The organism is Brachybacterium sp. NBEC-018 (genome assembly GCF_024860185.1).
Classification (GTDB): Bacteria; Actinomycetota; Actinomycetes; order Actinomycetales; family Dermabacteraceae; genus Brachybacterium; species Brachybacterium rhamnosum.
The window spans coordinates 373,797-398,289 of the sequence record NZ_CP100650.1 but is presented as its reverse complement, the minus strand read 5'-3'; the positions used below and the strand labels follow the sequence as shown (position 1 = coordinate 398,289).

The window sequence follows — 24,493 nt, the reverse complement described above, 5'->3', positions numbered from 1 at the left end:
GAGTCCCGCCCTGCGCGGCGATCAGCGTCGGGGGTCCGGGTCCTCGACGACGGTCACGTTCTGGAACCGATCGCGGTACTCCTGCTCCGTGAGGACGAGCGTGCCCGGCTTGCGGACGCTGTCGTCCTCCTGGTAGCCGCCGCTCGGACCCCACGGGTTCTGCAGCACGATCTTCCCGTCGTCCCTCACCTCCGTGACCACGTACTGATGGGTCGAGACGGTGTCGCGGGGGACAGGGCCGTCCTTGTCGTCCCAGGAGTCGCTGTCAAGGAAGCCCCCTTCGCCGTCCCGGGGGCCGGTGTCGGCGACGACCACGTTCCCGGCGTCGAGCTGGGTCCGGAGCTCGCTGAGGGACGGCTCGTCATCGGTCGTGGTCGGCTCCTTCCCGGTGATCGTCAGCAGCGCGTCCTGGGCGAACCCCCCGTCCTCGATGTCGTCGTAGCCCCCGCGGTGCTGGGCGTAGGCCGTCTCGAAGACGGACATCGTCGAGATGCTTCCGTCGGATCGTCGGACCCCGTGCTCTGCCACCTGGGGATCCACGTCGACGACCGTCTCGTGGACGTTGCCGAAGAAGTCCTTCTCGTAGAAGCGCACGTGGTACTTGCCGTCGCTGAACCAGACGTTGTCCTCGATGAACTCCGGGTTCGTGCGCGCGACCGCGGCGAGCGACGCCAGGAAGTAGCAGTCGCCCATGCCTCCCTGTGTGATGCCCTCGGCGTCGCGCCGGATCGCCGCCGGGTCGTCGACGTCTGCTTGGACGCTCTCGGGGACGGCGACAGGCTTGCCGCTCCCCTCGGTCTGGCCCGGGGAGGACCGGTCACCGGAATCCCTCGAGGACGTCCCCGCTCCATCGCCCCCAGCGCTGCTCGCGGCATCCTGTTCCTGAGCCTCTGCCGCGGCTCGGCGCCCCCGGTCGCTCAGATCGTCCACGGCGGCGAGCCATGGACCGCGGACCTCCGCGTCGAACCGGCTCATCCAGGCGTCCCGATCGGGTCCCTTCCAGTCGGCGGCGAGCACCGCGGCCTGCAAGGAGGACAGGAGGTCCGTCAGCTGCGGCGCCGCGCGTCCTGTGTGCTCCGCCCACGCTGACAGCGCCGTCGTCTCCGCGCCGAGGAATGTCATCGGGTCCCCTGTCCATCCGTCGATGGCGATGACCCTATTCGCGGGATCCGCCGGCGTCGATGGGGACGACTCCCCATCGGGTCCGCTTGCGACCTCGACGCTCGCTGATGACACTGGGGACACGCCGGCCGCCGTGGACGGCCGGACCGGAGGAACGATGAGCGAGCCTGACCGCAGCACCCCCGGGCGGCGGTCCGCCCTCCTGCTCGGCGCGGCGCTGCTCTCCACGATGACGGCGGCATGCACCGAGGACGAGCACCCGCAGGAGGAGAGCACGATGGCCACGAGCACGAGAGAGCCCCGGGCGGCGGTCGACGAGGCGGTCGCCCTCCTCGATGGCGCACAGCAGGCGCTGGACGATGCCTTTCCCGGGCTGAGCTGGACCGATGCTGCTCCCGCCGGGTCCTCGCCCCAGGACGGCGGATGCCGCTGGTCCTCGCCGACGCGGCGCTGCGCCGCGTATCTGGCGGAGGACGCCGATGACCACGAGCGGATCGCGGAGGCGCTGAGCACCGCGCTCGAGGCCCATGGCCTCCCCGCCGCCTCCACCCCCACGGGAGGGACGGGCGGCTGGGTCACCACCACGAGCACGGGGGACGGGATGACCCTCGAGCTGCGCTCGAAGGGCTACACCGAGCTCACGGTGACCGTGGACGTGACCGGGGACTGCTCCGGCCTGGAGGACGGCGCCGCGAGCGATGCCGGCTGAGGGTCGAGCTCAGGCGGGCACGAGCGGCAGCGCCTCCTCGAGCCGCGCCCGCCACGGGGCGAGGTCCCAGCCCTGCGCGGCGACCCAGTCGTCGTCGAAGTAGGTGCCCGCGTAGCGGTCGCCGCTGTCGCACAGCAGGGTCAGCACGGAGCCCTGCTCGCCCCGCTCCCGCAGCTCGGTGACCAGGCGCGCGACGGCGACGAGGTTCGTCCCCGTCGAGGCGCCGACGCGGCGGCCCAGGCGCTCGGAGAGGTGGCGCGCGGCGGCCACGGAGGCCGCGTCCGGTACGCGGATCATCCGGTCCACGACGCCCGGCTCGAAGCTCGGCTCCACCCGCGGCCGGCCGATGCCCTCGATCCGCGAGCCGGTCCCCGTGGTCGCCGTGCGGTCGCCGTCCCGCCAGCCGGGGTAGAACGCGGAGCCCTCGACGTCGGCGACGCAGAGGCCCGTGGGCAGGCGCCGGTAGCGCAGGTACCGGCCGAAGGTCGCGCTCGTGCCGCCGGTCCCCGCGCCCACCACGATCCAGCGCGGCACCGGGTGCGGCTCGAGGCTCATCTGCTCCATCGCGGAGACGGCGATCGAGTTGTTGCCGCGCCAGTCGGTGGCCCGCTCGGCGTGCGTGAACTGGTCGAGGAACAGGCCGCCGCGCTCGGCGGCGAGATCGCGGGCGGCGTCGCTCATCTGCTCGGCGTGGTCCACGTAGTGGCAGCTGCCGCCGGCCGCCTCGATGAGCGCGACCTTGCGGGCGCTCGTGCTGCGCGGGACGACGGCCACGAAGGGCACCTCGAGCATCCGCGCCACGTGCGCCTCGCTCACCGCGGTGGAGCCCGAGCTCGCCTCGATCACCGGCATCCCGGGCCGCAGCCACCCGTTGACCAGCGCGTACGTGAACAGCGAGCGGGCGAGGCGGTGCTTGAGGCTGCCGGAGACGTGGGTGGACTCGTCCTTGAGATACAGGTCCACGCCCCACTCGGCGGGCAGGGCGAGCCGCAGCAGGTGGGTGTCCGCGGAGCGGCGGTCGTCCGCGTCGAGGCGTCGCACCCGCTCCGCGACCCAGTCCCGCAGTGCGGGATCGCTGCGGTCCGTGTCCTCGAGCGTCGCGAGCGGATCCGGGGCGGGGGAGGGGGAGGCCATGGCGCGAACCTATCGCGGGCCGTGGGGCCGACGTTGTGGACGGCGCCGCGCCGTGCCCGTCGGCTCCTAGGATCGGGAGCGCTCGCCGATCGTCGCCGGGCGCCGGCAGAGGAGCCCCCATGGCACGCAGACCCGCAGGGCCACATCGGTCGTCAGCGTCCCCGGTCCGTGCCCGTGCCCGTGCCCGTGCTGGGCTCGCGCTCGTGGCGGCCGCCTCGCTCGCCCTGCTCACCGGCTGCACCGGCGGCGCCGAGCCGCTGCCGGCGGGCGAGGCCGTCGGCCACTACGAGGACGTCGCCGCCGGCGTCTCCGGCGCCCTCGCATCGAGTGGGCGAGAGTTCAGCTATCTCGCGCCCTCGGAGTCCGTGACGGAGGACGGCGGCACCTGTCTGTACCGGGCCGGCCAATGGGAGTCGGGGCAGCCGTTCGACGGGGACCTCACCGAGCGCGCGGCCTGGGACGAGTACGCGGAACCCGTCGAGGAGGTGCTCGCCGAGCAGGGCTTCTCCGAGCTCGGGGCAGTGCAGCGACGTGGCGCGATGCACTATCTCCTCGCCACAGATGCGCACGGGGCGCGGTTCGAGCTCGATGAGCAGGGACGCTTCTCGATCGCGGACGCCCGCGTCGACGCCGATCCGTGCACCCCGGAGACGCTCGGCATCGGCTGAGAGCGGGAGCGGCGCCGGGTGCCTGCTATGCTCCCCGGCGAACTCTTCGTTCACAGGATTGTCATCCACCGTGATGGTGGAGCAAGACCTGGGTCGCCCCTGTGCGATCCGGGTCTTTTTTTGTGCCCTGGGCACGGTCGGCGCTGTCGCCGGGCCGGGCCCCTCACCCGGGAAGGATGCGAGGACGCATCATGAACACCCCCACCTCGACCACGTCGGTCGCCGAGGACATCGTCCGCGGCGTCGGCGGGCCGGAGAACATCGAGAGCCTGACCCACTGCGCGACCCGACTGCGCTTCCAGCTCCACGACGGCGAGCAGGTGGACCGCGCCGCGCTCGACGCCCTGCCCGGCGTCATGGGCACCGTGCCGCAGTCCGGCGACCGCTTCCAGGTCGTCATCGGCGGCGCCGTCGCGGGCGTCTACTCCACGATCATGAACCTGCCCGCGATGGGCGCCGGCGGCACGCCCCGCCCGCAGAGCGACGCCGAGGTCAAGGCCGCGATCCGCGCCAAGGGCCGCGGCCGCTTCGCCTGGCTCGACAACGTCTTCGAGTACCTCTCCGACTCGTTCCGCCCGCTCATGGGCGTGCTGCTGGGCGCCTCGCTGATCATCGCGATCGCCTCGGTGCTCGACGCCCTCGGCGTGGTCGACTTCCGTGCCGAGGACAAGTCCGCCACCTGGGTGTTCGTCGACGCGATGTGGCGCTCGGTGCTGTACTTCCTGCCGCTCATGGTCGCCTACAACGCCGCCAAGAAGCTCCAGATCGACCCATGGGTGGGCGCCGCCGTCATGGCCGCCGTCATGACCCCGAACTTCACCGGCATGCTCTCCGGCGCCGGCACCATCCCCGGCGTCACCTGCACCACCAACGCGACCCTCGGCACCGAGCAGTGCACGGCGACCGTGTTCGGCCTGCCCATGCAGCTGAACGACTACGGCGGCCAGGTGTTCGTGCCGCTGCTGATGGTCGCCCTGCTCGCCCTCGTCTACAAGGGCCTGGCGAAGATCTTCCCCGCGAACGTGCAGCTCGTCTTCGTGCCGTTCTTCTCGATGCTCATCATGATCCCGGTGACCGCCTTCCTCATCGGCCCCCTCGGCATCTGGGCCGGCAACGGGATCGGCGCGGGCCTCGCCTGGCTCAACGGCAACGCCCCGATCGTCTTCGCGATCCTCATCCCGCTGCTGTACCCGTTCCTGGTGCCGCTGGGCCTGCACTGGCCGCTGAACGCGCTCATGCTGCAGAACATCAACGCCCTGGGCTTCGACTTCATCCAGGGCCCCATGGGTGCCTGGAACTTCGCCTGCTTCGGCGCGACCGCGGGCGTGCTCCTGCTGTCCCTGCGCCACCGCGAGCCGGAGATGCGGCAGACGGCCACCGGCGCGCTCGCCGCGGGCCTGTTCGGCGGCATCTCCGAGCCGTCCCTGTACGGTATCCACCTGCGCTTCAAGCGCATCTACCCGCGCATGCTCGTGGGCTGCCTCGTGGGCGGCCTGATCGTGGGCCTGCTGGGCGGTGTGGACACGAGCGCCTTCGCCTTCACCTCGCTGCTGACGATCCCCGTCTTCGACCCGATCCCCGTGTACGTCATCGCGATCACGGCGGCCTTCGTCACCGCGATGGTGCTCGTCTTCGTCTCCGACTACATGCCGCGCGAGCAGCGTGCGGCGGCGAACGCCGAGCGTGATCTCCGTGAGGCCGACGAGCGCGCCGCGGCGACCGCCGCGCCTGTGGCCTCCGGATCCGCGACGAGCACGACCTCCGCGACATCGACCGCCCCGGCGGCCGGCGCCGCCGCGATCGCCGGAGCTGACGGCGCCGCCGCGATCGCCGGAGCTGACGGCGCCGACGCCGCCGCCGGGACCGCGGGCGGTGCGGCCCCCACCGCGACGCTGCTCGCCGAGGCCGATCTCGAGATCGTCTCCCCGGTCGAGGGGCGCGTGCTGGACCTCGACGACGCCGGCGACCCGGTCTTCGCCTCCCGCGCCCTCGGCGAGGGCGTGGGCGTCGAGCCGGCCGACGGCACCGTCCTCGCGCCGCTCGACGGCGAGCTGATCACCGTCGCCGGCACCGGGCACGCCTTCGGGATCCGCGGCGCGGGCGGCGTCGAGGTGCTCGTGCACGTCGGCATCGACACGGTGCAGATGAACGGCGAGGGCTTCGACGTGCGCGTCGCGGCAGGCCAGCAGGTGCGCGCCGGGGACCTCCTCGCCGAGGTGGACCTCGGGGCGATCCGCGCGGCCGGGCACCCCGCCCTCACCCTGGTCACCGTCATCAACACCGCGAGCCTCGCCGAGGTGCGCCCGCTCGCCGTGGGCGAGCAGGTCGCCGCGGGCGCCCCGGTGGTGGCCGTCCGCCGCTGAGCGGTCGGGCCGGGCGCGCACCGCTCCCCTCGGGGGTCGGTGCGCGCCCGCGCCCGTGCTGGGAGGATGTGTCCCGAGCGCGAAGGAGGTGAGCGGACATGAAGGTGCTGAGGGTCCTCAACAACAACGTCGTCATCTCCCGTGACGGCCAGGGCCAGGAGGTCATCCTCACCGGCCGCGGGATCGGCTTCCGCGCCCGCCCCGGCCAGGAGGTGGACCCGGCGCTGATCGTGCGGGTGTTCGTCCCCTCCGACGGCCGCGACCCCGATCATCTCGCCGAGGTCTTCGCGATGATCGACCAGGACGTTCTGCGCGGCGTCGTCATCGCCCTGCGCGCCGCGGGGATCGAGGGCCGCGAGTCCACCCGCCCCACCCTCGCGATCGCCGTCGCGGACCATGTCGCGGGCGCCCTCGAGCGGGCCCGGAAGGGGCAGGAGATCGAGTACCCGCTGCGCGCGGAGGTGCAGACCCTCTACGGCGCCGAGTACGCGCAGGCGGAGCGGCTGCTCGAGGAGATCAACCTCCACGTGGACCCGCCGCTCGCCGCAGGGGAGGCCACGGCGCTCACGCTGCACCTGGTCAACGCGGGCTTCGCCTCCGGTGACCTGTCCTTCACGTACACGATGACCGGGGTCATCCAGCAGCTGCTCGCGGTGATCGGCGAGCGCTACGGCGTGGACGTCTCCCGCAGCTCGATGACCGCCGCCCGCTTCATCACGCACGTGCGCTACATGTTCGTGCGCATCCACCAGCACCGGCAGCTCGACGGTCAGGAGTCGACCATCGGCCGCTCGATCCGGGAGAGCTACCCGGAGGCCGTGCGCACGGCGGAGCAGCTCGCGACGATCGTCCAGCTGCGCCTCGGCGACCGCCTCACCCCGGACGAGGTCGCCTACCTCGCCCTCCACGTCGCGCGGATGACGATGGACCGGGCCCCGGAGGTCCCCTAGCTCAGGCGAAGGGCTGCGAGGCCTCGTCCAGCGCGGTGACCTCCGCGGCGTCCAGCTCGAGCGTCGCGCCGGAGATCAGTGCGGCGACCTGCTCGGGGCGTGAGGCGGAGGCGATCGGGGCGGTGACGCCCTTCGCGCGCAGCCACGCGAGGGACACCGAGGTCGCCTCGACCCCGTGCGCCCCGGCGACCGCGTGCAGCGCCTCGAGCACCGCGGGGGTCCCGGGCCGGCCCAGCAGCTCCGTCGCGGCGCCGCCGCGCGGGGCGCCCTCGGCGTCCGCCGCCGTGCGGTACTTGCCCGTGAGCACGCCGGAGGCGAGGGCGTAGTAGGGGAAGGTCGCGAGCTCGAACTCCGCGGCGATCGGCGCGAACTCCTGCTCGAACTGTGCGCGGTGCAGCAGGTTGTACTGCGGCTGGTGGGCGACGGGCGGCGTCACGCCCTGGTCGCGGGCGGTCTCGAGGAAGGCACGCAGGCGCTCGGGGGAGTAGTTCGACAGCGCCAGGTGACGCGCCTTCCCGGAGTCGAGCACCTCGCGCGCGGTCGCGACCTGGTCCTCGATCGCGACGCTCTCGTCGTCGACGTGGAAGTAGTAGAGATCGACGTGGTCGGTGCGCAGGCGCTGCAGCGACTCGTCGAGCGCGGCGAGCACGTTCTCCCGGGAGAGGCCCTGGCGGTCCGGCTTCGAGGCGACCTTGGTCGCGAGGACCACCTGGTCACGGTTGCCGCGGGCCTCCATCCAGGCGCCGAGGATCGTCTCGGACTCGCCGCCGGCGTTGCCGGGGACCCACGCGGAGTAGCCGTCGGCTGTGTCGATCGCGGTGCCGCCCGCCGTATTCCGCCTGCTCGGGCACCGGTCGTGGCCGCGCCGCCGTAGGCTGGCACGGTGACCCCCGCCGCTCGCCGCCCCACCTCCGCCGATGTCGCCGAGCGCGCCGGCGTCTCCCGGGCGACGGTCTCGATGGTGCTGAACGGCCGCACCGAGGGCACCGTCTCGACGGCGAACCAGGAGAAGGTGCTCGCGGCCGCCGCGGAGCTCGGCTACACGCGATCCGCGGTCGCCATGTCCCTGCGCGAGCGGCGCACCCGCACGATCGGCCTGATCAGCGACGAGATCGCGACCTCGCCGTGGGCGGGGCGGATGGTCCGTGAGGCGTCGATGGCCGCGGCCGAGCGCGGGTACATGGTGCTCACCGCGGATCTCTCCCTGCGCGAGGCGACCGTGGAGGGCGCCGTGCGGATGCTCGCGGAGCGCCAGGTCGACGGCCTGGTCTACGCGGCGATGGGCCGCACCCGCATCATGGCGCCCACCCCGCCGCCGGGCATCCCGCTCGTGCTCCTGAACTGCGACGCCCTGCCCCAGGAGGAGGCGGAAGCCCCCGTCGCCGTGGTCCCGGACGACCTCCGGGGCGCGCGCCGTGCGGCGCGGCGCCTGCTCGAGGTGGGGCACCGTCGGATCGTCATGCTCTCCGGGGACGACGACTCCGTCGCCACGCGCGAGCGCCAGCAGGGCTTCACCGAGGTGCTCGAGGAGGCCGGGCTCGCCCCGCGGATCGTGCGCGCGGGCTGGCAGATGGACGACGGCTTCTGCGCCGCCACGGAGCTGCTCGCCGAGCCGGTCCCGCCCACTGCGCTGTTCTGCATCCGCGACCGGGTGGCCGCCGGCGCGATCCATGCGGCGGCCGTCGCCGGGGTCGCGGTGCCGCGGGAGCTCTCGGTGATCGGCTTCGACGACGAGGACTTCTTCGCCGAGGTGCTCACCCCGCCGCTCACGACGATCGCCCTGCCGCACGCGGAGATGGGCCGCACCGCGATGACCGCCCTGCTCGACCTCGTCGACGCGGAGGACCAGGCCGCCGACGCGGCCGGGACGGTCGTCGTCGCGTGCCCGCTCGTCGAGCGCTCCTCGGTGGCGCGCCCGCCGGCCGGCTGAGCCCCGCCCTCCCCGCCGCCGCGGAGCGATCCCGACGGGCGCCCGTCGGCCGGCCTTGACACGTGTGTAGGCGACGCTCCATACTCGTCCCACCTCACTTCGACACGTGAAGAAGTGAGAGTTCGGATCACCCCCTGTGCCGCTGCTCGACGAAGAGGACCGCATGGCCACTGGATCACCCCTCACCCGCCGCGCGCTGCTCGGCGCCGCCGGTCTCGCCGGCGTCGCCGGCACCGCCGCCGCGTGGCCCCGGCTCACCGGGAGCGACATCCCCGGCCGCGGCGACGACGCCCTCACCGTGCTCATCCTCGGCACCGCCCAGGACGCCGCCGGCCGCCAGCAGATCGCCGACGCCTTCATGGAGGAGCACCCGGACATCCCCGTGCGCATCCAGTCCGTGCAGGCCACCGACTGGGGCGACTTCTTCGCGAAGATCCTCACCATGGTCGCCTCCGGCACCCAGCCGGACGTCGTCTACACCGCCACCGAGGGCGCCCAGCTCTTCGCCGAGCGCCTCGCCCTGCCGCTGGACGACTACCTGCTGCGCGATGCCGACGCGATGCGCGACTACTTCGAGGACGTCCACCCCAGCCTCATCGAGGCGTTCATGTACCAGGGCTCGCTCTACCAGCTGCCCCTCGACTTCAACGCCGCGAACATGTACCTCAACCTCGACGTCCTCGAGCGCAACGGGCTGGAGATGCCGGGCGAGGACTGGACCCGCGACGACTTCACCGAGCTGCTGCGCGGCATGCAGGGCGACGCGACCCCCTACTACTGGACCAACCGCCTCTTCGGCGGGATCGTCCCCTGGCTCTACGTCAACGACACCTCCTTCCTCACCGAGGAGAGGGCGCAGGGCGGCGAGCAGCTGTGGTCCACCTTCTACCCCGGCGAGGAGCGCTCCGGCGGCTACCTCTGGACCGGCTCCAACGCGACCCACGAACGGGTCCACGAGAGCGTCGAGTACCTCCGCACCCTCGTCCAGGACGGCCTCGCCGTGCGCCCCGAGGAGGGCGGCGGCAACACGCTCGTGGGGCTCTTCGCCTCCGGCCGCATCGGCTCCACCCCCGCCGGCGGCTACTGGGTCCAGGGGCTCGCCGAGGGCGGCATGACCCCCGAGCAGTACGACGTGCAGTTCTTCCCCCGCTGGCGCACCCAGCGCCACCAGTTCGGCGCCGCCGGCTACGCGGTCATGAAGACGACGGAGAAGGCCGACCAGGCCTGGGAGTGGATCAAGTTCACCGCCTCCAAGCAGGCCATGCAGCTCGCCTTCCCGACCCCGTCGACTACGCCCACCCGGCGCTCCATGGTCACCGACTCGCTCTACACGGGCGTCGGCCCCGAGCACTGGTCCCGCTTCTACGACACCCTCGACCGCTTCCCGACCTCCGGCCCGATCCCCGCGCCGCCCCAGCAGGCCGCCGTCGAGACCGCCCTCATCCGCAACATCTCCACCGCGCTCTCCGGCGGGGCCGACGGCGTGGCCCGCTCCCTCGCCGCGCTGGACCGCGACCTGCGCGCCGTCTTCACCGAGGAGGACGCATGACCACCGACTCCCGCAGCACCCTGCTGCGCTGGATCTTCCTGGCCCCCACGATGCTCGGGGTGGGCCTGTTCGTCCTCGTGCCGATCGTCGGCTCCCTCGTCCTGGCCTTCTTCCGCTGGGACATCATCACCTCGCCGCGGTTCGTGGGCCTGGACAACTTCACCGACCTCGCCGCGGACTCCACCGTCGCCGTCTCCTTCCTCAACACCGCCGTGTTCGTGGTCGTCGCGGTCGCCGCGCAGCTCGCGATCGCCATGCTGCTCGCGGTGCTCGTGCAGACGCGGATGCCGGCCTGGCTGCGGGTGTTCTTCCGCTCCACCTTCTTCTTCCCGCTCGTGCTCTCCGCGGCGAGCGTCTCGATCCTCATGAAGTACCTCTTCAACGAGAGCTACGGCGTCATCAACTGGGCGCTGTCCCTCGTCGGGATCCCCGCTGTGCCCTGGCTGACCAGCCCGCAGTGGGCGATGGTCGTCGTCATCGCGGTGTACGTCTGGCAGAACTTCGGGTTCTCGTTCCTGCTGTTCATCGGCGGCCTCGCCGCGGTGCCGCAGGAGATCTACGAGGCCGGGGCGATCGACGGCGCGACCGGGTGGCGGCGCTTCCGCCACCTCACGCTGCCGCTCGTGAGCCCCACGGTGCTCGTCGCCTCGGTGATGGCGATCATCTCCGCGCTGCAGGTCTTCGACCAGCCCTACGTGCTCACCCGCGGCGGCCCCGGCGACTCGACCCGCACCGTCGTCATGGTCATCTACGAGAGCGCCTTCCGGGAGCTCGAGTTCGGCCGCGCGAGCGCGATCGGCCTCGTGCTCATGGTGCTGATCATGCTGGTCACCGCCGCCCAGTTCCGCCTCGCCCGCCGCTTCGTCTTCTACCAGTGAGGAGCGTCCCTCCCATGACCCCTCACTCCTCTCCGTCCGGAGGCGTCCGATGACCCGCAAGCTCCCCTCCCTCGCCCGCTACGCCGCGCTCGCCGTCGCAGCGGTGCTCACCCTGGGCCCCGTCTGGTGGACCTTCACCACCTCGCTGCGGCCGGCCGCGGAGTCCTTCTCCCTGCCGCCGAGCTTCTTCCCGCTGAGCCCCGACTTCTCGAGCTACGCCGCCGTCTTCGAGCAGATCGGCGTGCCGCTGCTCGTGCTCAACAGCGCCCTGGTCACCGGGGTCATCGCCGTGGGCCAGATGATCACGGCCGCGATGGCCGGCTACGTCTTCGCCCGCATGGAGTTCCGCGGGAAGAACGCCCTCTTCGCGATCGTGCTCTCCACGATGATGGTGCCCGCGCAGGTGACGATCGTCCCCGTGTTTATGCTGATCCGCGGCATGGGTCTCTCCGACACGCTGCTCGCGCTGATCCTCCCGGCGATCCCCACGGCCTTCGGCACCTTCCTCATGCGCCAGTACTTCCTGGGCCTGCCGCTCGAGCTCGGCGAGGCCGCCGCGATCGACGGCGCGAGCCCTTGGCGCACCTTCTCCTCGATCTACGCGCCGCTGGCCCTGCCGGGCATGGCGATCGTGGGGGTGCTCGCCTTCAACTTCCACTGGAACGAGTTCTTCCGCCCGCTGATCTTCATGATCTCCGAGCAGAACTACACGCTGCCCCTGGGGCTGGTCACGCTCCAGGGCAACCTGGGCACGGGGTCGATCTCCGTGGTCCTCGCCGGGGTGGTGCTGTCGATGGTCCCCGCGGTCGTCGTGTTCCTCTTCGGTCAGCGCTACCTCCGCGAGGGCCTCACCGCCGGCGCCTCGAAGTGACCTCTGCCCACGCCGATCCCCATCCGCCCCGCGAGAGAGACGAGACCCCCATGACCGCCCTGCACTTCCCGGCCCTGCACCGCGTCCACCCCCGCGGCTGGCTCAACGACCCCAACGGGATCCTCCACCACGACGGGCGCTGGCAAGTCTACTTCCAGCACCACCCCGAGGAGCCCCGCCACCGCGACATCCTCTGGGGCCACATGTCCTCCCCGGACCTCGTGCGCTGGCGCGAGGAGCCCCACGGCCCCGTGCCCCGTCCCGGCGAGGCGGACCGCGGCGGCTGCTGGAGCGGCGTGGGCCTCGTGGATACCGCGGAGGACGGCACGGCGCTGCCCACCCTCGTCTACTCGGGCGTGGACGGCGTGCGCAATGACCTCTCCCAGGTCGTCGTCGCCCGCACCGACGCGCAGCTGCAGGGCGTCACCCGCTCCGTCGTCGCCGCCCCCGTGCCCGAGGAGCTCGACCTCGAGGGCGTGCGGGACCCGTTCGTGCTCACGCTCGACGGCCGCCGCTGGGCGATCCAGGGCGCCGGGATCCGCGAGGGCGAGGCCGTGGTCCCCGCGATCCTGCTCTACGACGCGACGGACCTCGAGCACTGGGAGTACCGCGGCACCCTGCTCACCGGGCACGACCCCGTCGCTGCGGAGCACGTCCCCGCGGAGATCTGGGAGTGCCCGCAGCTCGTGCGCCTCGGCGACGAGTGGGCCCTGCTCGTCGCGCTCTGGTACCGCTCCGAGCGCGTCCCCGGCTCGATCACCGAGTCCGCCTACCTGCTGGGCTCGCTGACCACAGGCGAGGACGGCCTGCCCCGCTTCGCGCCCCGCACCGGCGGCTCCGTGGACACGGGCCCGGACTTCTACGCGCCGCAGGCCGTCGTCGATGCGGAGGGGGATCGGGTGCTGCTGTGGGGCTGGTCCTGGGAGCATGCCGGCCGCACGCAGGAGCAGACCGACGCCCAGGGATGGGCCGGCTGCCTCACCTTCCCGCGCGAGCTGGGCCTCGACGGCGACCTGCTCGTCTCCTCCGCGCCCGCCGAGCTCACCGCCCTGCGCGGGGCGGAGCTGACCGCGCAGGAGGGCGCGCTCGAGGTCGCCGCGCCGCTGCGGGCGGAGGTCCGCACGGCCGGCCCCGTCGCCGTCACGCTGCACCGGGCGGGCGGCGCCGAGGAGACCCTGCTCGAGCACACGGGCGGCCCCGCGACGCTCCTGCTCGACGCGGGCATCCTCGAGCTGCTGCCCACCTCCGGCACCCCGTCGACCGTGCGCCTCTACCCCGAGGAGGGGGACGCGGTGCGCTTCCACGGGGAGATCGAGCAGGCCTGGGAGCTGCGCCTGCCCTGAGCGGAGAGCGGGGCAGCGGCGGGGCTCAGGGCGTGCGCACGCCGCCGAAGACGAGCGTGCGCCGCAGCGCGAAGCCGAGCTTCTCGTAGGCGGCGATCGCCCCGGTGTTGGAGGCGCTCGCGTGCAGCAGCGCCCGGTCGCCGCGCTGCTGGACGGCGTGGGCGACGTCGAGCACGAGCGCGGAGGCGAGGCCCTGCCGGCGCTGGGAGGGGTCCACGCACACGGCGCTGATCTCGGTCCAGCCGTCGGGGTGGAGGCGCTCGCCGGCCATCGCGACGAGGCGGCCCTCGCGGCGCACGCCCACGTAGCGGCCCATCTCCACGGTGCGGGGGAGGAAGGGACCGGGCTTGGTGCGCTCGACGAGGGCGATCATCTCCTCGGCGTCCGCGGGGCCCAGCTCCTCCGCCTCGGCGAAGGGGCGCGGGGCGAGGGTGTCGGTCTGCACGAGCTGCACGCCGGGCGCGCGGTACTCCCAGGTCCAGCCCTCGGGGATGACGGGATCGGCGTGGGAGACGCCGACGACGGCGTCGTGCCCGAAGACGTCGAGGATCGCGTCCCAGACGCCCGGGTCCTCCCAGTCGCGGACCCCGACGAAGGGGGAGACGTCCGCGGGGTAGTGCTTGACGAGTTCGTTGCCGATCGCGAGGTGCGCATGGGCGCCGGTGAGCGCGGACCAGGCGGGGCGGTCCAGCACGCTCTCCCCGGCGTACGGGGCGCCGCCCGGCGACGGGTCCTGCTGCTGCGGCTGCTGCGCGATGTTCTCGATCGTGGCCACGGATCGCCCTCTCTGCGCGGTGGTGCGAGGAGCTCACCGTAGGCCCGTCCCGCGCATGCGGTCACGCGCGCGGGGCGGGATGTGACGAACCCTGACCGCAGGTGTCCGGGGATGGCGACGGGCGGGGGCCCGGGAGCCGTCGGCCCCGGGTCCCCGCTCGTCGGGTGGCGCTCAGGCGACGAGCGCGTCGATCTGGTCGATCGCGGAGCGCGAGCCCTCCTCGACGCCCATGTCCAGGACCGTCTGCAGGCCCTCGCGGTCCGCGTAGGTCGTGACGAAGACGGCCTCGGTGCCGCCGTCCACCGCGGTGAGGGTGGTCGTGGAGTCGGAGACGGGGAGCTCGGTGCTCGGGGTGAAGTCCTCGTCGGCGAAGCCGTCGCGATAGCGGAAGTACCGGGGCTCCTCGACCTCGAGCACCTCCCAGTAGCCGTAGAACTTCTCGCCCTCGGGGCCGGTCATGAAGTAGGTGACGCGGCCGCCGGGGGTGAGGGAGTGGTCGACGACGGTCGCGGGGTACTCGGGCGGGCCCCACACCTTCTCGAGCTGGCGCGGGTCGGCGTAGACCTGCCAGACGCGCTCGACGGGGGCGGCGAAGCGCGCGGTGAAGGTGAGGGTGAAGGTGTCGAGGTCGTGGCTGATGTCGGTGACGGGCATGGCGGTCAGTCCTCCTGGAGGGGTCCGGGCTGCGAGTCGACTGTCGCGGAGGCGCGGCGGGGGGCGGGATCGGCGGCCAGGAGCGCGTCGATCCGGTCCACCCGCTCGCGCCAGTGCTGCTCGAGCTCGGTGATCAGCTGGGCGGCCGATCTCAGCTCCTCGGCGTCGGCGCGGGCGAGGGTCTCCCTGCCGCGGCGGCGTCGGGTGATGAGGCCGGCCCGTTCGAGCACGCCGACGTGCTTCTGCACGGCGGTGGTGCTCATGGCGTAGTTCCGGGCGAGCGCCGAGACCGACTGCTCGCCGTCCATGACCCGGCGCAGGATGTCGCGGCGGGTGCGGTCGGCGAGGGCATGGAACCACGCGTCGGCGCGGTCCGGGCTGGTCTCGAGCATGCCCCGAAAGCTACAACCATGTGGTTGTCGATGGGAAGGGTGCGGGTCGAGGAGATCTGCTCGGTGACGGGTCGGCAGCGCTGCGCGAGCCGGATGGTGTCAGAGAAAGTGCCGCATGACCTGTACTGATGGACGCGCGTCAGAGATGTGACGATCTTGTAAAGAGACTGGCAAAGATGTTCAAGACTTCGTAAAGTTCTTTCGTGCCCGCCGCTCGGCGGGCGCACCGCGGGTCCCGGCCGTCGGCCACGGATCCCGATCCAGGGGGAACAGCCATGCATCACACCATCAGCCGCAGAGCAGGCGGTCGCCGCACCAGGATCCTCGCCCTCGCCGCCGTCGGCATCCTCGCCGCCGGGGGCGGGACGGCCGCCGGGCTCGCCGGCGGGGTCGGCGCCGCGGCCGCTCCCGCCGACGTCACCGCCGGGACGGGGGACGTCGCCGGGGGCACGGGCGACGCCGCCGCTCCCGCCGTGGACGTCCCCGACTCGTGGGACGGCACGATCTCCGCGAGCGAGATCGGCAGCTCCTACTCCTACGTCGCCGTGAACTACCTCTACGGCGCGAGCCGCGGGGCGAGCACGATGAGCGCCTCGAGGATCGCCGGCCAGGAGTTCTTCGCCGGCTCCGACGCCGTGTGCTCCGGGAAGGCCGTGCTCGACGGCCGCGCCTCCCGCTGCACCTTCACCGACCACGACTCGGGCGAGCCGCTCCGGGCGACCGTTCGGCTCGTGGCGACGCCCTTCGCCGGCCGCGCCCTGATCGTCGCCGCCGACGACCAGGACGCCCCCCGGGCGACGGTGCCCGAGGACGTGCAGATCGGGTACTGGGGCGCCGACGCCCCCTCGACCGCGGAGGTCACCGCCTCCGACCTCGAGAACACCGTCATCAACGCCGTGATGATGGGCTCGAACTCCGACGGCGACCTGCCGGAGGATCTCGCCGCAGGCTGCACCGTCCTGGACGGCGGCGCCCACGGCACCTGCACGATCACCGGCTCCGGCGGCGGCGACGGCACCTACTACCTCACCCAGCAGACCGCGATCGACGGCGGGCCGGGCTACGTGGTCACCGCGCTCGACGCGGACGGCTCCGGCGTCACGCTCCCCTCGAGCTGGGCCGGCACCGTCTCCATGAGCCGGGTGGGGAACGAGGGCGGCGGCGTCGGCCTCGAGCACCTCTACCAGGACCGCGCCGTGACCTCGGTCAGTGCGAGGTCCATCGCCGGCGGTGAGTACTTCGGCGGCTATGACGCCGTCTGCACCGGGAAGGCCGTGCTCGACGGCCGCGCCTCCCACTGCACGTCCACGAACCCGGACACGGGGGAGAAGGACAAGTCCACGGTGCGCCTCGTGCGGACCCCCTTCGGTCGGGCGCTGCTCGTCCTCGAGGACCCGGACGCGGCGCAGAAGCTCCCGGTCGCCAAGGGCGCCGAGATCTCGCTGTCCTGGGCCGACGCGCCCTCCGCCTCGGAGGCCACCGCGGAGGACCTCGAGGACGCCTCGATCAACGCGGTGATGCTCAGCCAGGCCGCCGACGGCGACCTGCCCGCGGGCATCACGAGCGAGTGCACCGTGCTCGACGAGGGCCACCACGCGGTGTGCACCCTCGACGGGACCGACGGCGCGGACGGCACCTACTACGCCACCTCGCAGGTCAACGAGGACCTCACCTACGTCTTCACGGCGCTGCCGGAGGACTGACACGGCCGTCGGCCCACGGGCCGGCGGAGCGGGCTCCGTCCGTACCGGGTGCGGGACGGGAGCGGAAGGGGACGGATCAGGGGGCGCGGTCGGGGGACCGCGGGATCCGGCCCCGGCCGGCGCCGACGACGAGTCGGCGCCGGCCGTGCGTCCGGGCCTAGGATCGAGACCATGTCCGAGCGTCCCGCGCCGACCGACGCCGATCCCCTCGGGGTCCCGTCGCCGTCGGACGAGCCCGCAGGGCAGGACGGGACCGCGCTGCCCGACTACGCGGCACGCGACGCGCACGCCCCGCCCGCGCCGACGCCCGGCCCGGAGCGCGACGAGGCGGAGGTGGGGGACCGGCCCTTCCCGCCCTGGGCGATCGTCAGCGTCGTCGCCCTCCTGGTGGTCGGGCTGCTCGCAGGCCTCGTGATCGTCGCCGGCGCGCTCGACACCGCCGAGCGTCTCCGCACGGCGCCCACCACGGCCGCGACCCCCACGGACCCCGGCCCGCGCTCGACGCCCGCGACCGGCGACCCGTCGCTGCGTCCCGGCAGCGTCGACCGGGCGGGCGGCGCCGCCGCCCCCGACGGCAGCTTCTCCGATCCCGCGACCGTCGGCGAGGACACACTGAGCTGGCCCACCTGGGACGGCGGCACCGTGCACGTGCGCGCCACCGAGGTGGACCCGGACGCCGAGCTCCCGCACGCACCGGGCACCGACGTCGTCGAGGACGGCCACCAGCTCGTGCTCGTCACCCTCGAGATCTCCTACGAGGGCCCCGGGCAGTTCCAGCCGCTCTCCGAGATGTGGTTCTCCGCGCAGACCGACCTCGGCTATGCGACGGACGTCCTGCCCGGCATGGCGCCGGACGCGATCGACACCGTCGGTGCGCTCCGGGACGGCGAGCACGCGAGCGCCCGCTGCGCCTTCGTGCTCGTCTCCACCCAGATGGACGGCGCGCGGATCGTGCTCCAGCCCTACGACGGGGAGCCGCTGCACTACGCGCTGGGCTGATCCGGACCGCCCCTCGCAGGACCCTCGCAGAACCCCCTCTGACCTGCGGGCACAGTGACCGAACCGTGACTTGTGGACGGGTGTGCGCACCCCTAGCATCCGGATCATGAGCCTGCCGTCCTTCCGTGCCCCGCATGAGGGCGCCCCGCCCCTCGCGCCTGCCGTGCCGTCGGCCCCCGGAGCCGTCACCCCGCCCTCGGCGCCCCGCGGAGGCCGGCCCGGATGGGTGCTCCCGGTGATCACCGCGACCGTCGTCGTGGGCCTGCTGCTCGCCCTCGGCATCGTCGCCGGCACCGTGCTCGTCGCGCTGCGGCTGAGCCAGGGTGACGACCTCGCCCTGGACACGTACTCCGGGAGCGACGAGGTGGGCGGTGTCGTCACCGACTCCTCGGGCGCCGTGGTCGACGACGGCACGGGCGGCTACGACCACCCCGGGACCGTCGGCGAGCACACGGTCGCCTGGGGCACCTGGGACGGCGGCACCATGAGCGTGGGCATCGACAGCGCGGAGGTCGGCGGCACGATCCCCGGCCACGAGGACCTGCCGCGCCCCGGCTTCACGCTCGTGAGCGTCGAGGGGACGGTCGGCTACGAGGGGCCCGGCAGCCTCGTGCTCACCGACGAGCTCTGGCTGGGCGCCGAGACCGATCTCGTCTACGTGGACGACATGTCCCCCGGGGTGGTGCCGGGCTCGATCGGCGAGCTGCCGCCGCTGGAGGACGGCGGGACGGTCGCCTTCACGGCCGTGTTCGTCGTCCCGGCGGGAGAGGAGGACGGCGTGATCATCGATGCGTCGAGCGGCGAGGGGGACTTCTCCTGGGAGCTGCCCTGAGGCCACGGAGGGGCTGAGCCGCGGCCGCGGTGGACAAGCGGCCCGGCCGCGCGGCATGATCTATGTGAAACCCGCGGTACTACACATCCGTGGCGCACGACCTCGACGACGAGTCCGCGAAAGGCACCCCCTGATGAGCAGCTACACCGAGCACGTCACCCGCGTCCTGACGGAGGACCTCGACCACCCCGCCCTCGGCACCGTCGCCGTCCTCACGCTCGCCCCGCCGGAGGGCGAGGAGCGTCGCCCCGCGACCCTCGGCCCGCAGTCCATCGAGGCCGTGACCGGCGCGATCGACACGGCGCTCGACCGCGCGGAGGCCGGGGAGATCGGCGCGATCGCCCTCACCGGCACCGGCCGCGTCTTCCTCGCCGGCGCCGACCTCTCGATGTTCGCCGACGCGCAGGCCGCCGGCAGCGTCCCCGCCATGACCGAGCGCGCCCACGCCCTCCAGGTCCGCGTGCGCACCAGCCCCGTCCCCGTGCTCGCCCACCTCAACGGGGCCGCCCTCGGCGGCGGCCTCGAGGTCGCCCTCATGGCCGACGTCCGCACCGCCGTCCCCGGCGCCCGCGGCATCGGCCTCCCGGAGACCGGCCTCGGCATCCTCCCCGGTTGGGGCGGCACCACCCTCCTCCAGAGCGTCGTCGGCCCCGAGACCGCCGTGCGGATGGTGCTCGAGGACCCCGCCCGCGACAAGCAGCTCTCCGCCGCGCAGGCCCTCGAGATCGGGCTCGTCGACGAGCTCGCCGAGGACCTCCCCGCCGCGCTCGACACCTTCGCCGCGATCGTCGCCGCACACGACGACGAGGAGACCGAGGACGGCGCCGACGCCGGGAGCACGACCGCCTGGGCCGGCCGCACCGCCCCGCTGCCCGCCGCCGGGAGCCCCGAGGCGGAGGAGCTCGCCGACGCCCTCGACGCCCCGCACACCTCGGCGGAGACCCGCCGCCAGTGGGCCGCCCGCCTCGAGACCCAGGGCGCGCCGTCCGTCTCCCGCGCCCTCGACCTGCTCCAGCAGCTGCCCGGCTCGACCCTCGAGGACGCCCTCGCCCGCGAGGCGACCGCCCTCGCCGAGCTCGCCGCGACCCCCGGCGCCGCCGGCGCGATCCACGCCGCGGAGCTCCTGCGCCACGGCAAGCCCGGCCGCCGCCCCGTCGAGGGCGCGCGCGAGATCCGCTCCGTGGGCGTCGCCGGCGCCGGCCTCATGGCCTCCCAGATCGCCGCGCAGCTCGCCCTGGGCCTGCAGGTCCCCGTCATCATGCGCGACCTCGACGCCGCCATCGCGGAGAAGGGCCTCGCCCACGCCCGCGAGGTCGTCGCCGAGGCCGCCTCCCGCGGCCTGCTCGACGAGAGCGCCGCGAGCGCCGTCGCCGCCGGGCTCTCCGTCACGACCGACGTCGCCGACCTCGCCGGCTGCGACCTCGTCCTCGAGGCCGTCCCCGAGGTCCTGGCGATCAAGCGCTCCGTGTTCCAGGAGCTCGAGGGCGTGCTCTCCCCGGAGGCGCTGCTCGTCTCCAACACCTCCTCCCTCTCCGTCGCCGCCATGGCGGAGGGCCTCGCGCACCCCGAGCGCGTGGTGGGGCTGCACTTCTTCAACCCCGTCGCGAAGATGCCGCTCGTCGAGGTGATCCACACCGAGCAGACGGACGACACCACCCTCGCCACCGGCCTCGAGGTGGTGCGCCGCCTGCGGAAGTTCGGCGTGCGCAGCGCCGACGCCCCCGGGTTCATCGTCAACCGGCTCCTGTTCCGCGTGCTCGGCGCCGTGCTCGCCTCCCTCGACGCGGGCGCCGATCCCGCCGAGGTCGACGCCTCCCTGGACCCGCTGGGCCTGCCCATGCGTCCCTTCACCCTGCTCGATCTCGTGGGCCTCAAGGTCGCCGACCACGTGGGGGAGGTGCTGCGCGGTGAGCTCGGCGAGCGGTTCCATGCCTCCCCGGGCCTGCACGAGATGGCCGAGCGCGGTGGCCGCTTCACCGACCGGGTCAAGGGCGCCGTGCACGCACCGGTCTCCGCGGCCGTCGGCGAGGTCTTCGGCACCGGTGGGGCGAGCGGCGACGCGCCCGTGGGCGACGCCCTGCTCGAGGCCGTCCAGCACGGCCTCGCCGAGGAGATCGGCCTCATGCTCGACGAGCACGTCGTCGAGAGCCCCGACCAGATCGACCTCGGGATGATCCTCGGCGCCGGCTTCCCCCGCCATCGCGGCGGCATCACGCCGTACCTCGATCAGGTGGGCGCCTCCGGGCGCGCCGCCGGCCGCCGCTTCCACGGGGACCGCTTCGCCCGCTCCTGAGGTACCGGAGCAGGAGCGGCACGGCCGCCGGGGCCCGCGGGTCCCGGCGGCCGTTGTCATGTCGTGACCGTGCGGGCGCGGCCCGACGGGGTGAGGGAGGACTCCTGCCCGTACGATGTGGCGATCGGGCGACGCCCGACGTCCAGGCATGACACGAGGAAGGGGACGGCGCCGAGGCCTCGGCGCCGGCAGGAGCATGTCGCAGCCACCGCAGAACCCTTGGGGGCAGCCGCCGTCGAACGACGGCTTCGGCGGGCAGGACCCCGCAGGCCAGCAGGGCAGCTGGCAGCAGGATCCGGCCGCCGGTCAGGGGGACTTCGCCCAGCAGCCCGGCCAGTACGACGCCGCCGGCCAGTACGGCCAGGCGGGCGGGTACGGGCAGCCGTCCGCGAACGGCTACGGCCAGCCGTCGGCGAACGGGGCCGGCCAGCCCGCCTTCGGGCAGGGCACCCCGGCGCCCGGCTTCGGCGACCCGCAGAACCCCTCCTTCACCCCGGCCTTCGGCGGTGCGCCCCAGGGCGGCGAGCCGCCCAAGAAGGGCAACGGCGGCAGGATCGCGCTGTTCGTGTGCATCGGCTGCGCCGTGCTCGCGCTGCTCCTCGTCCTCGTGGGCGGCGGGATCTTCCTGTTCTCGAACAGCGGCGGCGGCGACGATCCGACGGATCCGCCCAGCACCACCACCTCCGCGCCGGAGACCACGGACCCGACCACCGAGCCCGAGACCACCGATCCCACCACGGAGGATCCCACCACCGAGGCGCCGACCACCCAGGCCGCCGGCGATGGCAAGGGCACCGAGGACCAGCCCTACGCGATCGGTGACACCTTCACCCTCGACGACGGCGCCGGCGGCACCGTGGACATCTCCTTCGGCGAGGTGAACTGGGACAACACCCAGGCGGTGCTCGACTCGTACTCCGGCAACGAGAAGCCCGCCGAGGGCAGCGTCTACGTGACCGTCCCGGTGACCGTCACCTACCACGGCGACTCATCGATCATCGGCGGCCTCGCCATGTACCCGACCTTCGTGGACTCCGACGGCAACGAGCTGCCCTCGTCCAGCGCGCTGGGCCCGAACTCCGACGGGTACATCCAGGAGCTCAAGGACGGCGACTCCGGGACCTTCGACCAGGTCTTCGAGGTGCCGAAGGACAAGACCGGCTCCGGCATGGTCGCGGTGATGTCCTTCGCGGACTTCTCCGCCGACCCGGTGTACGTCAAGCTCGGCTGAGCCCGCCTCGGATCTCGCCGAGCGCGACGGCCCGCCCTCCCCTCGGGGACGGCGGGCCGTCGCGCGTCCGGCGCCCGGGCTCAGCGGCGCGGTGCCGCCCAGGCGTCGAGCCGCTCGAGGGCCTGCTCGATCGTCGGCACGTCCTTGCAGAACGCGAGCCGCAGGGAGGAGCGGGCGTCCCCGCCGGGCGCCTGCGCGGCCGCGCCCTCGCGGTAGAAGGCGCTGAGCGGGATCCCCACCACCCCGGCCTCCGCCGGGAGCCGCTCCGCGAGGGCCGCGGCGTCGGCCTCGCCGAGCGGGGCGGCGTCGGCCACGACGAAATAGCCCGAGGCCGGGACGGCGACGCGGAAGCCGATCTCGCGCAGGCCGCCCACGAGCAGGTCACGGCGCGCACGGAGGTCCTCCGCGATCGCGGTGAAGGCCTCGTCGGGCAGGCGCAGGCCCTCCGCGACCGCCCCCTGGAAGGGCGCCCCGGAGGTGTACGTGAGCCATTGCTTCGCGCCGGTGATCGCCGTGAGCAGCGCCGGCCGCGCCGTCACCCAGCCGATCTTCCAGCCGGTCACCGAGAAGGTCTTGCCGGCGGAGGAGATCGAGACCGTGCGGTCCTGCGCGCCCGGCAGCGCGGCGAGCGGGGTGTGCACGGCGCCGTCGTAGGTGAGGTGCTCGTAGACCTCGTCGGTCACGAGCACGGCGTCGACCGCCGCGGCCTCGTCCACGAGCCGCTGCAGCACCGGGGAGGGGAGCATGAGCCCCGTCGGGTTGTGCGGGGTGTTCACGAGCACGAGCCGCGTGCGCGCGGAGAACGCGGCGGCGACCGCGGCCTCCTCGACCTCGAGCACGAGGTCGCCGCGCTCGTCCGTGCGGGAGGAGACGGGGATCGTGCGGTGCACGCCGCCCGCGAGCGCGATCACCGCCGCGTACTGGTCGTAGAACGGCTCGAGCGTCACGACCTCGTCGCCGGGCCGGACCAGCGCGAGCAGGGTCGCGGCGAGCGCCTCGGTGGCCCCCGTCGTCACGAGCACCTCGCTCGCGGGATCCCAGGTGAGGCCGTGGAAGCGCTGCTGGTGCTCGGCGACGGCCTCCCGCAGCACGGCCTCGCCCGCCCCGGGCGGGTACTGGTTGCGCCCGGCGCGGATCGCGGCGACCGCGGCCTCCGCGACGACCTCCGGCGGGTCTGTGTCCGGGAAGCCCTGGCCCAGGTTCGCGGCGCCCGTGCGGGCGGCGAGCGCGGACATCCGCGCGAAGACGGTGGGGCGGGCCTGCCCGTCCACGAGCAGTCCGGCGGCCTGCGAGGCCCGGGTCCAGGGTCCGTTCACGTCCATGCCCGGCAGTGTTCCAGAGCCGCCGCGCGGCGGGCCTCAGCGCTCGCGGGGGAAGACGAACCGGCCGTAGGTGACGTAGCGGAACGACGTCGAGACGACCTGGCCGATGAGCGTTCCGGAGATGTTGTCCGCGAGCGGGGAGTCGAGCCCCAGCACGTAGCGGGAGAAGCCGAGGCACGTGAGCTGCAGGCCCGCGGCGATGACGTTGACGATCACGAAGGCGAGGATCGAGCGGGTCGTGTGCGGTGGGGGCCGGTCGCCGAAGGTCCACAGCCGGTTGCCGAGGTACGTGAAGCACGAGGCGACGGCGATCGTGAGGATCTTCGCGGGGATCGGGTGCGCGTGCAGCACGCCCTCGCCCCAGCCGCCGCCGGGCGTCCAGAACACGAGCAGGTTGTACATCGCGGCGTCGAGCAGGAAGACGATCCCGCCCACGGTGAGGAACGCGAGGGACGGCCGCAGGTGGGAGAGCAGGAACGCCCGGAGCCGTGCGGTGCGGGAGGAGGGTGGGACCGGGGCCGACGGGGCCGCGGCCGGGGCGCTCTGGCTGCTCCCGGCCGGCGCGCTCTGGCGGGTCCCGGGCTTCGACACGCACGGCACTGTACCGGAGGGCGGGCGCTACCCTGGGAGTCCTGCCGCTGCGACGGGACCGGAACGGACGTCCCTGGGAGCGCGCGGCGGATCCGCAGCGACGGGACCCCGTCCTGCCGGCGCCGGTCACGACCGCACGCCCGGCGGGCACGCGGCTCCCTGGGAGCGCGCGGACACCCGGACC

General features: G+C 73.5%; 22 protein-coding genes. 14 read left to right on the top strand and 8 right to left on the bottom strand.

All coding sequences use genetic code 11. From position 1 onward, the window contains the following. Window positions 1–21: 21 nt before the first annotated feature. Entirely contained in the window at window positions 22–1,017 is a 996-nt protein-coding gene (locus tag NLU66_RS01820) for a C2 family cysteine protease (RefSeq protein ID WP_259361248.1), read from the bottom strand. 262 nt (window positions 1,018–1,279) lie between these two features. On the opposite strand from NLU66_RS01820, the gene NLU66_RS01815 reads away from it, so the two are divergent. After that, window positions 1,280–1,831, top strand: coding sequence for a hypothetical protein (locus NLU66_RS01815; RefSeq protein WP_259361247.1), 552 nt, complete (start codon window positions 1,280–1,282; stop codon window positions 1,829–1,831). 9 nt (window positions 1,832–1,840) lie between these two features. On the opposite strand, the gene NLU66_RS01810 is transcribed toward NLU66_RS01815, so the two are convergent. Continuing rightward, a complete protein-coding gene (locus NLU66_RS01810; RefSeq protein WP_259361246.1) occupies window positions 1,841–2,965 on the bottom strand; it encodes a PLP-dependent cysteine synthase family protein in 1,125 nt (374 codons plus the stop codon). Window positions 2,966–3,168: 203 nt separating this feature from the next. On the opposite strand from NLU66_RS01810, the gene NLU66_RS01805 reads away from it, so the two are divergent. From NLU66_RS01805 to NLU66_RS01795, 3 genes are all read left to right on the top strand, one after another. Beyond that, window positions 3,169–3,633, top strand: coding sequence for a hypothetical protein (locus NLU66_RS01805; protein WP_259361245.1), 465 nt, complete (start codon window positions 3,169–3,171; stop codon window positions 3,631–3,633). Window positions 3,634–3,824: 191 nt separating this feature from the next. Beyond that, the gene (locus NLU66_RS01800) at window positions 3,825–5,996 is read left to right on the top strand and encodes a glucose PTS transporter subunit IIA (RefSeq protein ID WP_259361244.1); all 2,172 of its coding nucleotides are present in this window, start codon (window positions 3,825–3,827) and stop codon (window positions 5,994–5,996) included. Between the two features lie 98 nt (window positions 5,997–6,094). Next, a complete protein-coding gene (locus NLU66_RS01795) occupies window positions 6,095–6,946 on the top strand; it encodes a PRD domain-containing protein (RefSeq protein WP_259361243.1) in 852 nt (283 codons plus the stop codon). A 1-nt stretch (window position 6,947) separates the two neighbouring features. Here NLU66_RS01795 and NLU66_RS01790 read toward each other — a convergent pair whose 3' ends face one another. Beyond that, a complete protein-coding gene (locus tag NLU66_RS01790) occupies window positions 6,948–7,865 on the bottom strand; it encodes an aldo/keto reductase (RefSeq protein ID WP_259362523.1) in 918 nt (305 codons plus the stop codon). Here NLU66_RS01790 and NLU66_RS01785 point away from each other — a divergent pair. From NLU66_RS01785 to NLU66_RS01765, 5 genes are all read left to right on the top strand, one after another. Next, window positions 7,830–8,876, top strand: a complete 1,047-nt coding sequence (locus NLU66_RS01785) for a LacI family DNA-binding transcriptional regulator (protein WP_259361242.1) — start codon at window positions 7,830–7,832, stop codon at window positions 8,874–8,876. The two genes, NLU66_RS01790 and NLU66_RS01785, sit on opposite strands and share 36 nt — an antisense overlap. Before the next feature lie 163 nt (window positions 8,877–9,039). After that, on the top strand, window positions 9,040–10,425 hold the full coding sequence (locus tag NLU66_RS01780) for an extracellular solute-binding protein (protein ID WP_259361241.1): 1,386 nt from the start codon (window positions 9,040–9,042) through the stop codon (window positions 10,423–10,425). Further along, a complete protein-coding gene (locus tag NLU66_RS01775) occupies window positions 10,422–11,303 on the top strand; it encodes a carbohydrate ABC transporter permease (RefSeq protein ID WP_259361240.1) in 882 nt (293 codons plus the stop codon). Before NLU66_RS01780 ends, NLU66_RS01775 begins: the two co-directional genes overlap by 4 nt. Window positions 11,304–11,352: 49 nt before the next feature. After that, complete coding sequence (locus tag NLU66_RS01770) at window positions 11,353–12,174, top strand: carbohydrate ABC transporter permease (protein ID WP_137769219.1); 822 nt, start codon at window positions 11,353–11,355, stop codon at window positions 12,172–12,174. Between the two features lie 50 nt (window positions 12,175–12,224). Next, window positions 12,225–13,517 (top strand): glycoside hydrolase family 32 protein, encoded by a 1,293-nt coding sequence (locus NLU66_RS01765; RefSeq protein WP_259361239.1) that lies wholly within the window; start codon window positions 12,225–12,227, stop codon window positions 13,515–13,517. 25 nt (window positions 13,518–13,542) lie between these two features. Here the strand turns inward: NLU66_RS01765 and NLU66_RS01760 are convergent, their stop codons facing one another. From NLU66_RS01760 to NLU66_RS01750, 3 genes are all read right to left on the bottom strand, one after another. Next, window positions 13,543–14,274 carry a GNAT family N-acetyltransferase gene (locus tag NLU66_RS01760; protein WP_416232190.1) on the bottom strand — a complete coding sequence of 244 codons (732 nt, stop codon included), beginning with the start codon at window positions 14,272–14,274 and terminating at the stop codon, window positions 13,543–13,545. 189 nt (window positions 14,275–14,463) lie between these two features. Continuing rightward, the gene (locus tag NLU66_RS01755) at window positions 14,464–14,946 is read right to left on the bottom strand and encodes an SRPBCC family protein (RefSeq protein ID WP_259361238.1); all 483 of its coding nucleotides are present in this window, start codon (window positions 14,944–14,946) and stop codon (window positions 14,464–14,466) included. Window positions 14,947–14,951: 5 nt separating this feature from the next. Beyond that, complete coding sequence (locus tag NLU66_RS01750; RefSeq protein WP_259361237.1) at window positions 14,952–15,338, bottom strand: ArsR/SmtB family transcription factor; 387 nt, start codon at window positions 15,336–15,338, stop codon at window positions 14,952–14,954. A 275-nt stretch (window positions 15,339–15,613) separates the two neighbouring features. Here NLU66_RS01750 and NLU66_RS01745 point away from each other — a divergent pair, with 275 nt between their 5' ends. From NLU66_RS01745 to NLU66_RS01725, 5 genes are all read left to right on the top strand, one after another. Further along, window positions 15,614–17,041, top strand: a complete 1,428-nt coding sequence (locus NLU66_RS01745) for a hypothetical protein (RefSeq protein WP_259361236.1) — start codon at window positions 15,614–15,616, stop codon at window positions 17,039–17,041. 171 nt (window positions 17,042–17,212) lie between these two features. Then, a complete protein-coding gene (locus NLU66_RS01740; protein ID WP_259361235.1) occupies window positions 17,213–18,040 on the top strand; it encodes a hypothetical protein in 828 nt (275 codons plus the stop codon). 106 nt (window positions 18,041–18,146) lie between these two features. Further along, entirely contained in the window at window positions 18,147–18,872 is a 726-nt protein-coding gene (locus NLU66_RS01735) for a hypothetical protein (protein WP_259361234.1), read from the top strand. 133 nt (window positions 18,873–19,005) lie between these two features. Next, complete coding sequence (locus tag NLU66_RS01730; RefSeq protein ID WP_259361233.1) at window positions 19,006–21,165, top strand: 3-hydroxyacyl-CoA dehydrogenase NAD-binding domain-containing protein; 2,160 nt, start codon at window positions 19,006–19,008, stop codon at window positions 21,163–21,165. Window positions 21,166–21,361: 196 nt separating this feature from the next. Then, window positions 21,362–22,396, top strand: a complete 1,035-nt coding sequence (locus NLU66_RS01725; protein WP_259361232.1) for a hypothetical protein — start codon at window positions 21,362–21,364, stop codon at window positions 22,394–22,396. Between the two features lie 80 nt (window positions 22,397–22,476). Here NLU66_RS01725 and NLU66_RS01720 read toward each other — a convergent pair whose 3' ends face one another. Together NLU66_RS01720 and NLU66_RS01715 are read right to left on the bottom strand one after the other, a co-directional pair. After that, window positions 22,477–23,718 carry an aminotransferase class I/II-fold pyridoxal phosphate-dependent enzyme gene (locus NLU66_RS01720; protein ID WP_259361231.1) on the bottom strand — a complete coding sequence of 414 codons (1,242 nt, stop codon included), beginning with the start codon at window positions 23,716–23,718 and terminating at the stop codon, window positions 22,477–22,479. 36 nt (window positions 23,719–23,754) lie between these two features. After that, the gene (locus tag NLU66_RS01715) at window positions 23,755–24,309 is read right to left on the bottom strand and encodes a GtrA family protein (RefSeq protein WP_259361230.1); all 555 of its coding nucleotides are present in this window, start codon (window positions 24,307–24,309) and stop codon (window positions 23,755–23,757) included. Window positions 24,310–24,493: the final 184 nt, after the last annotated feature.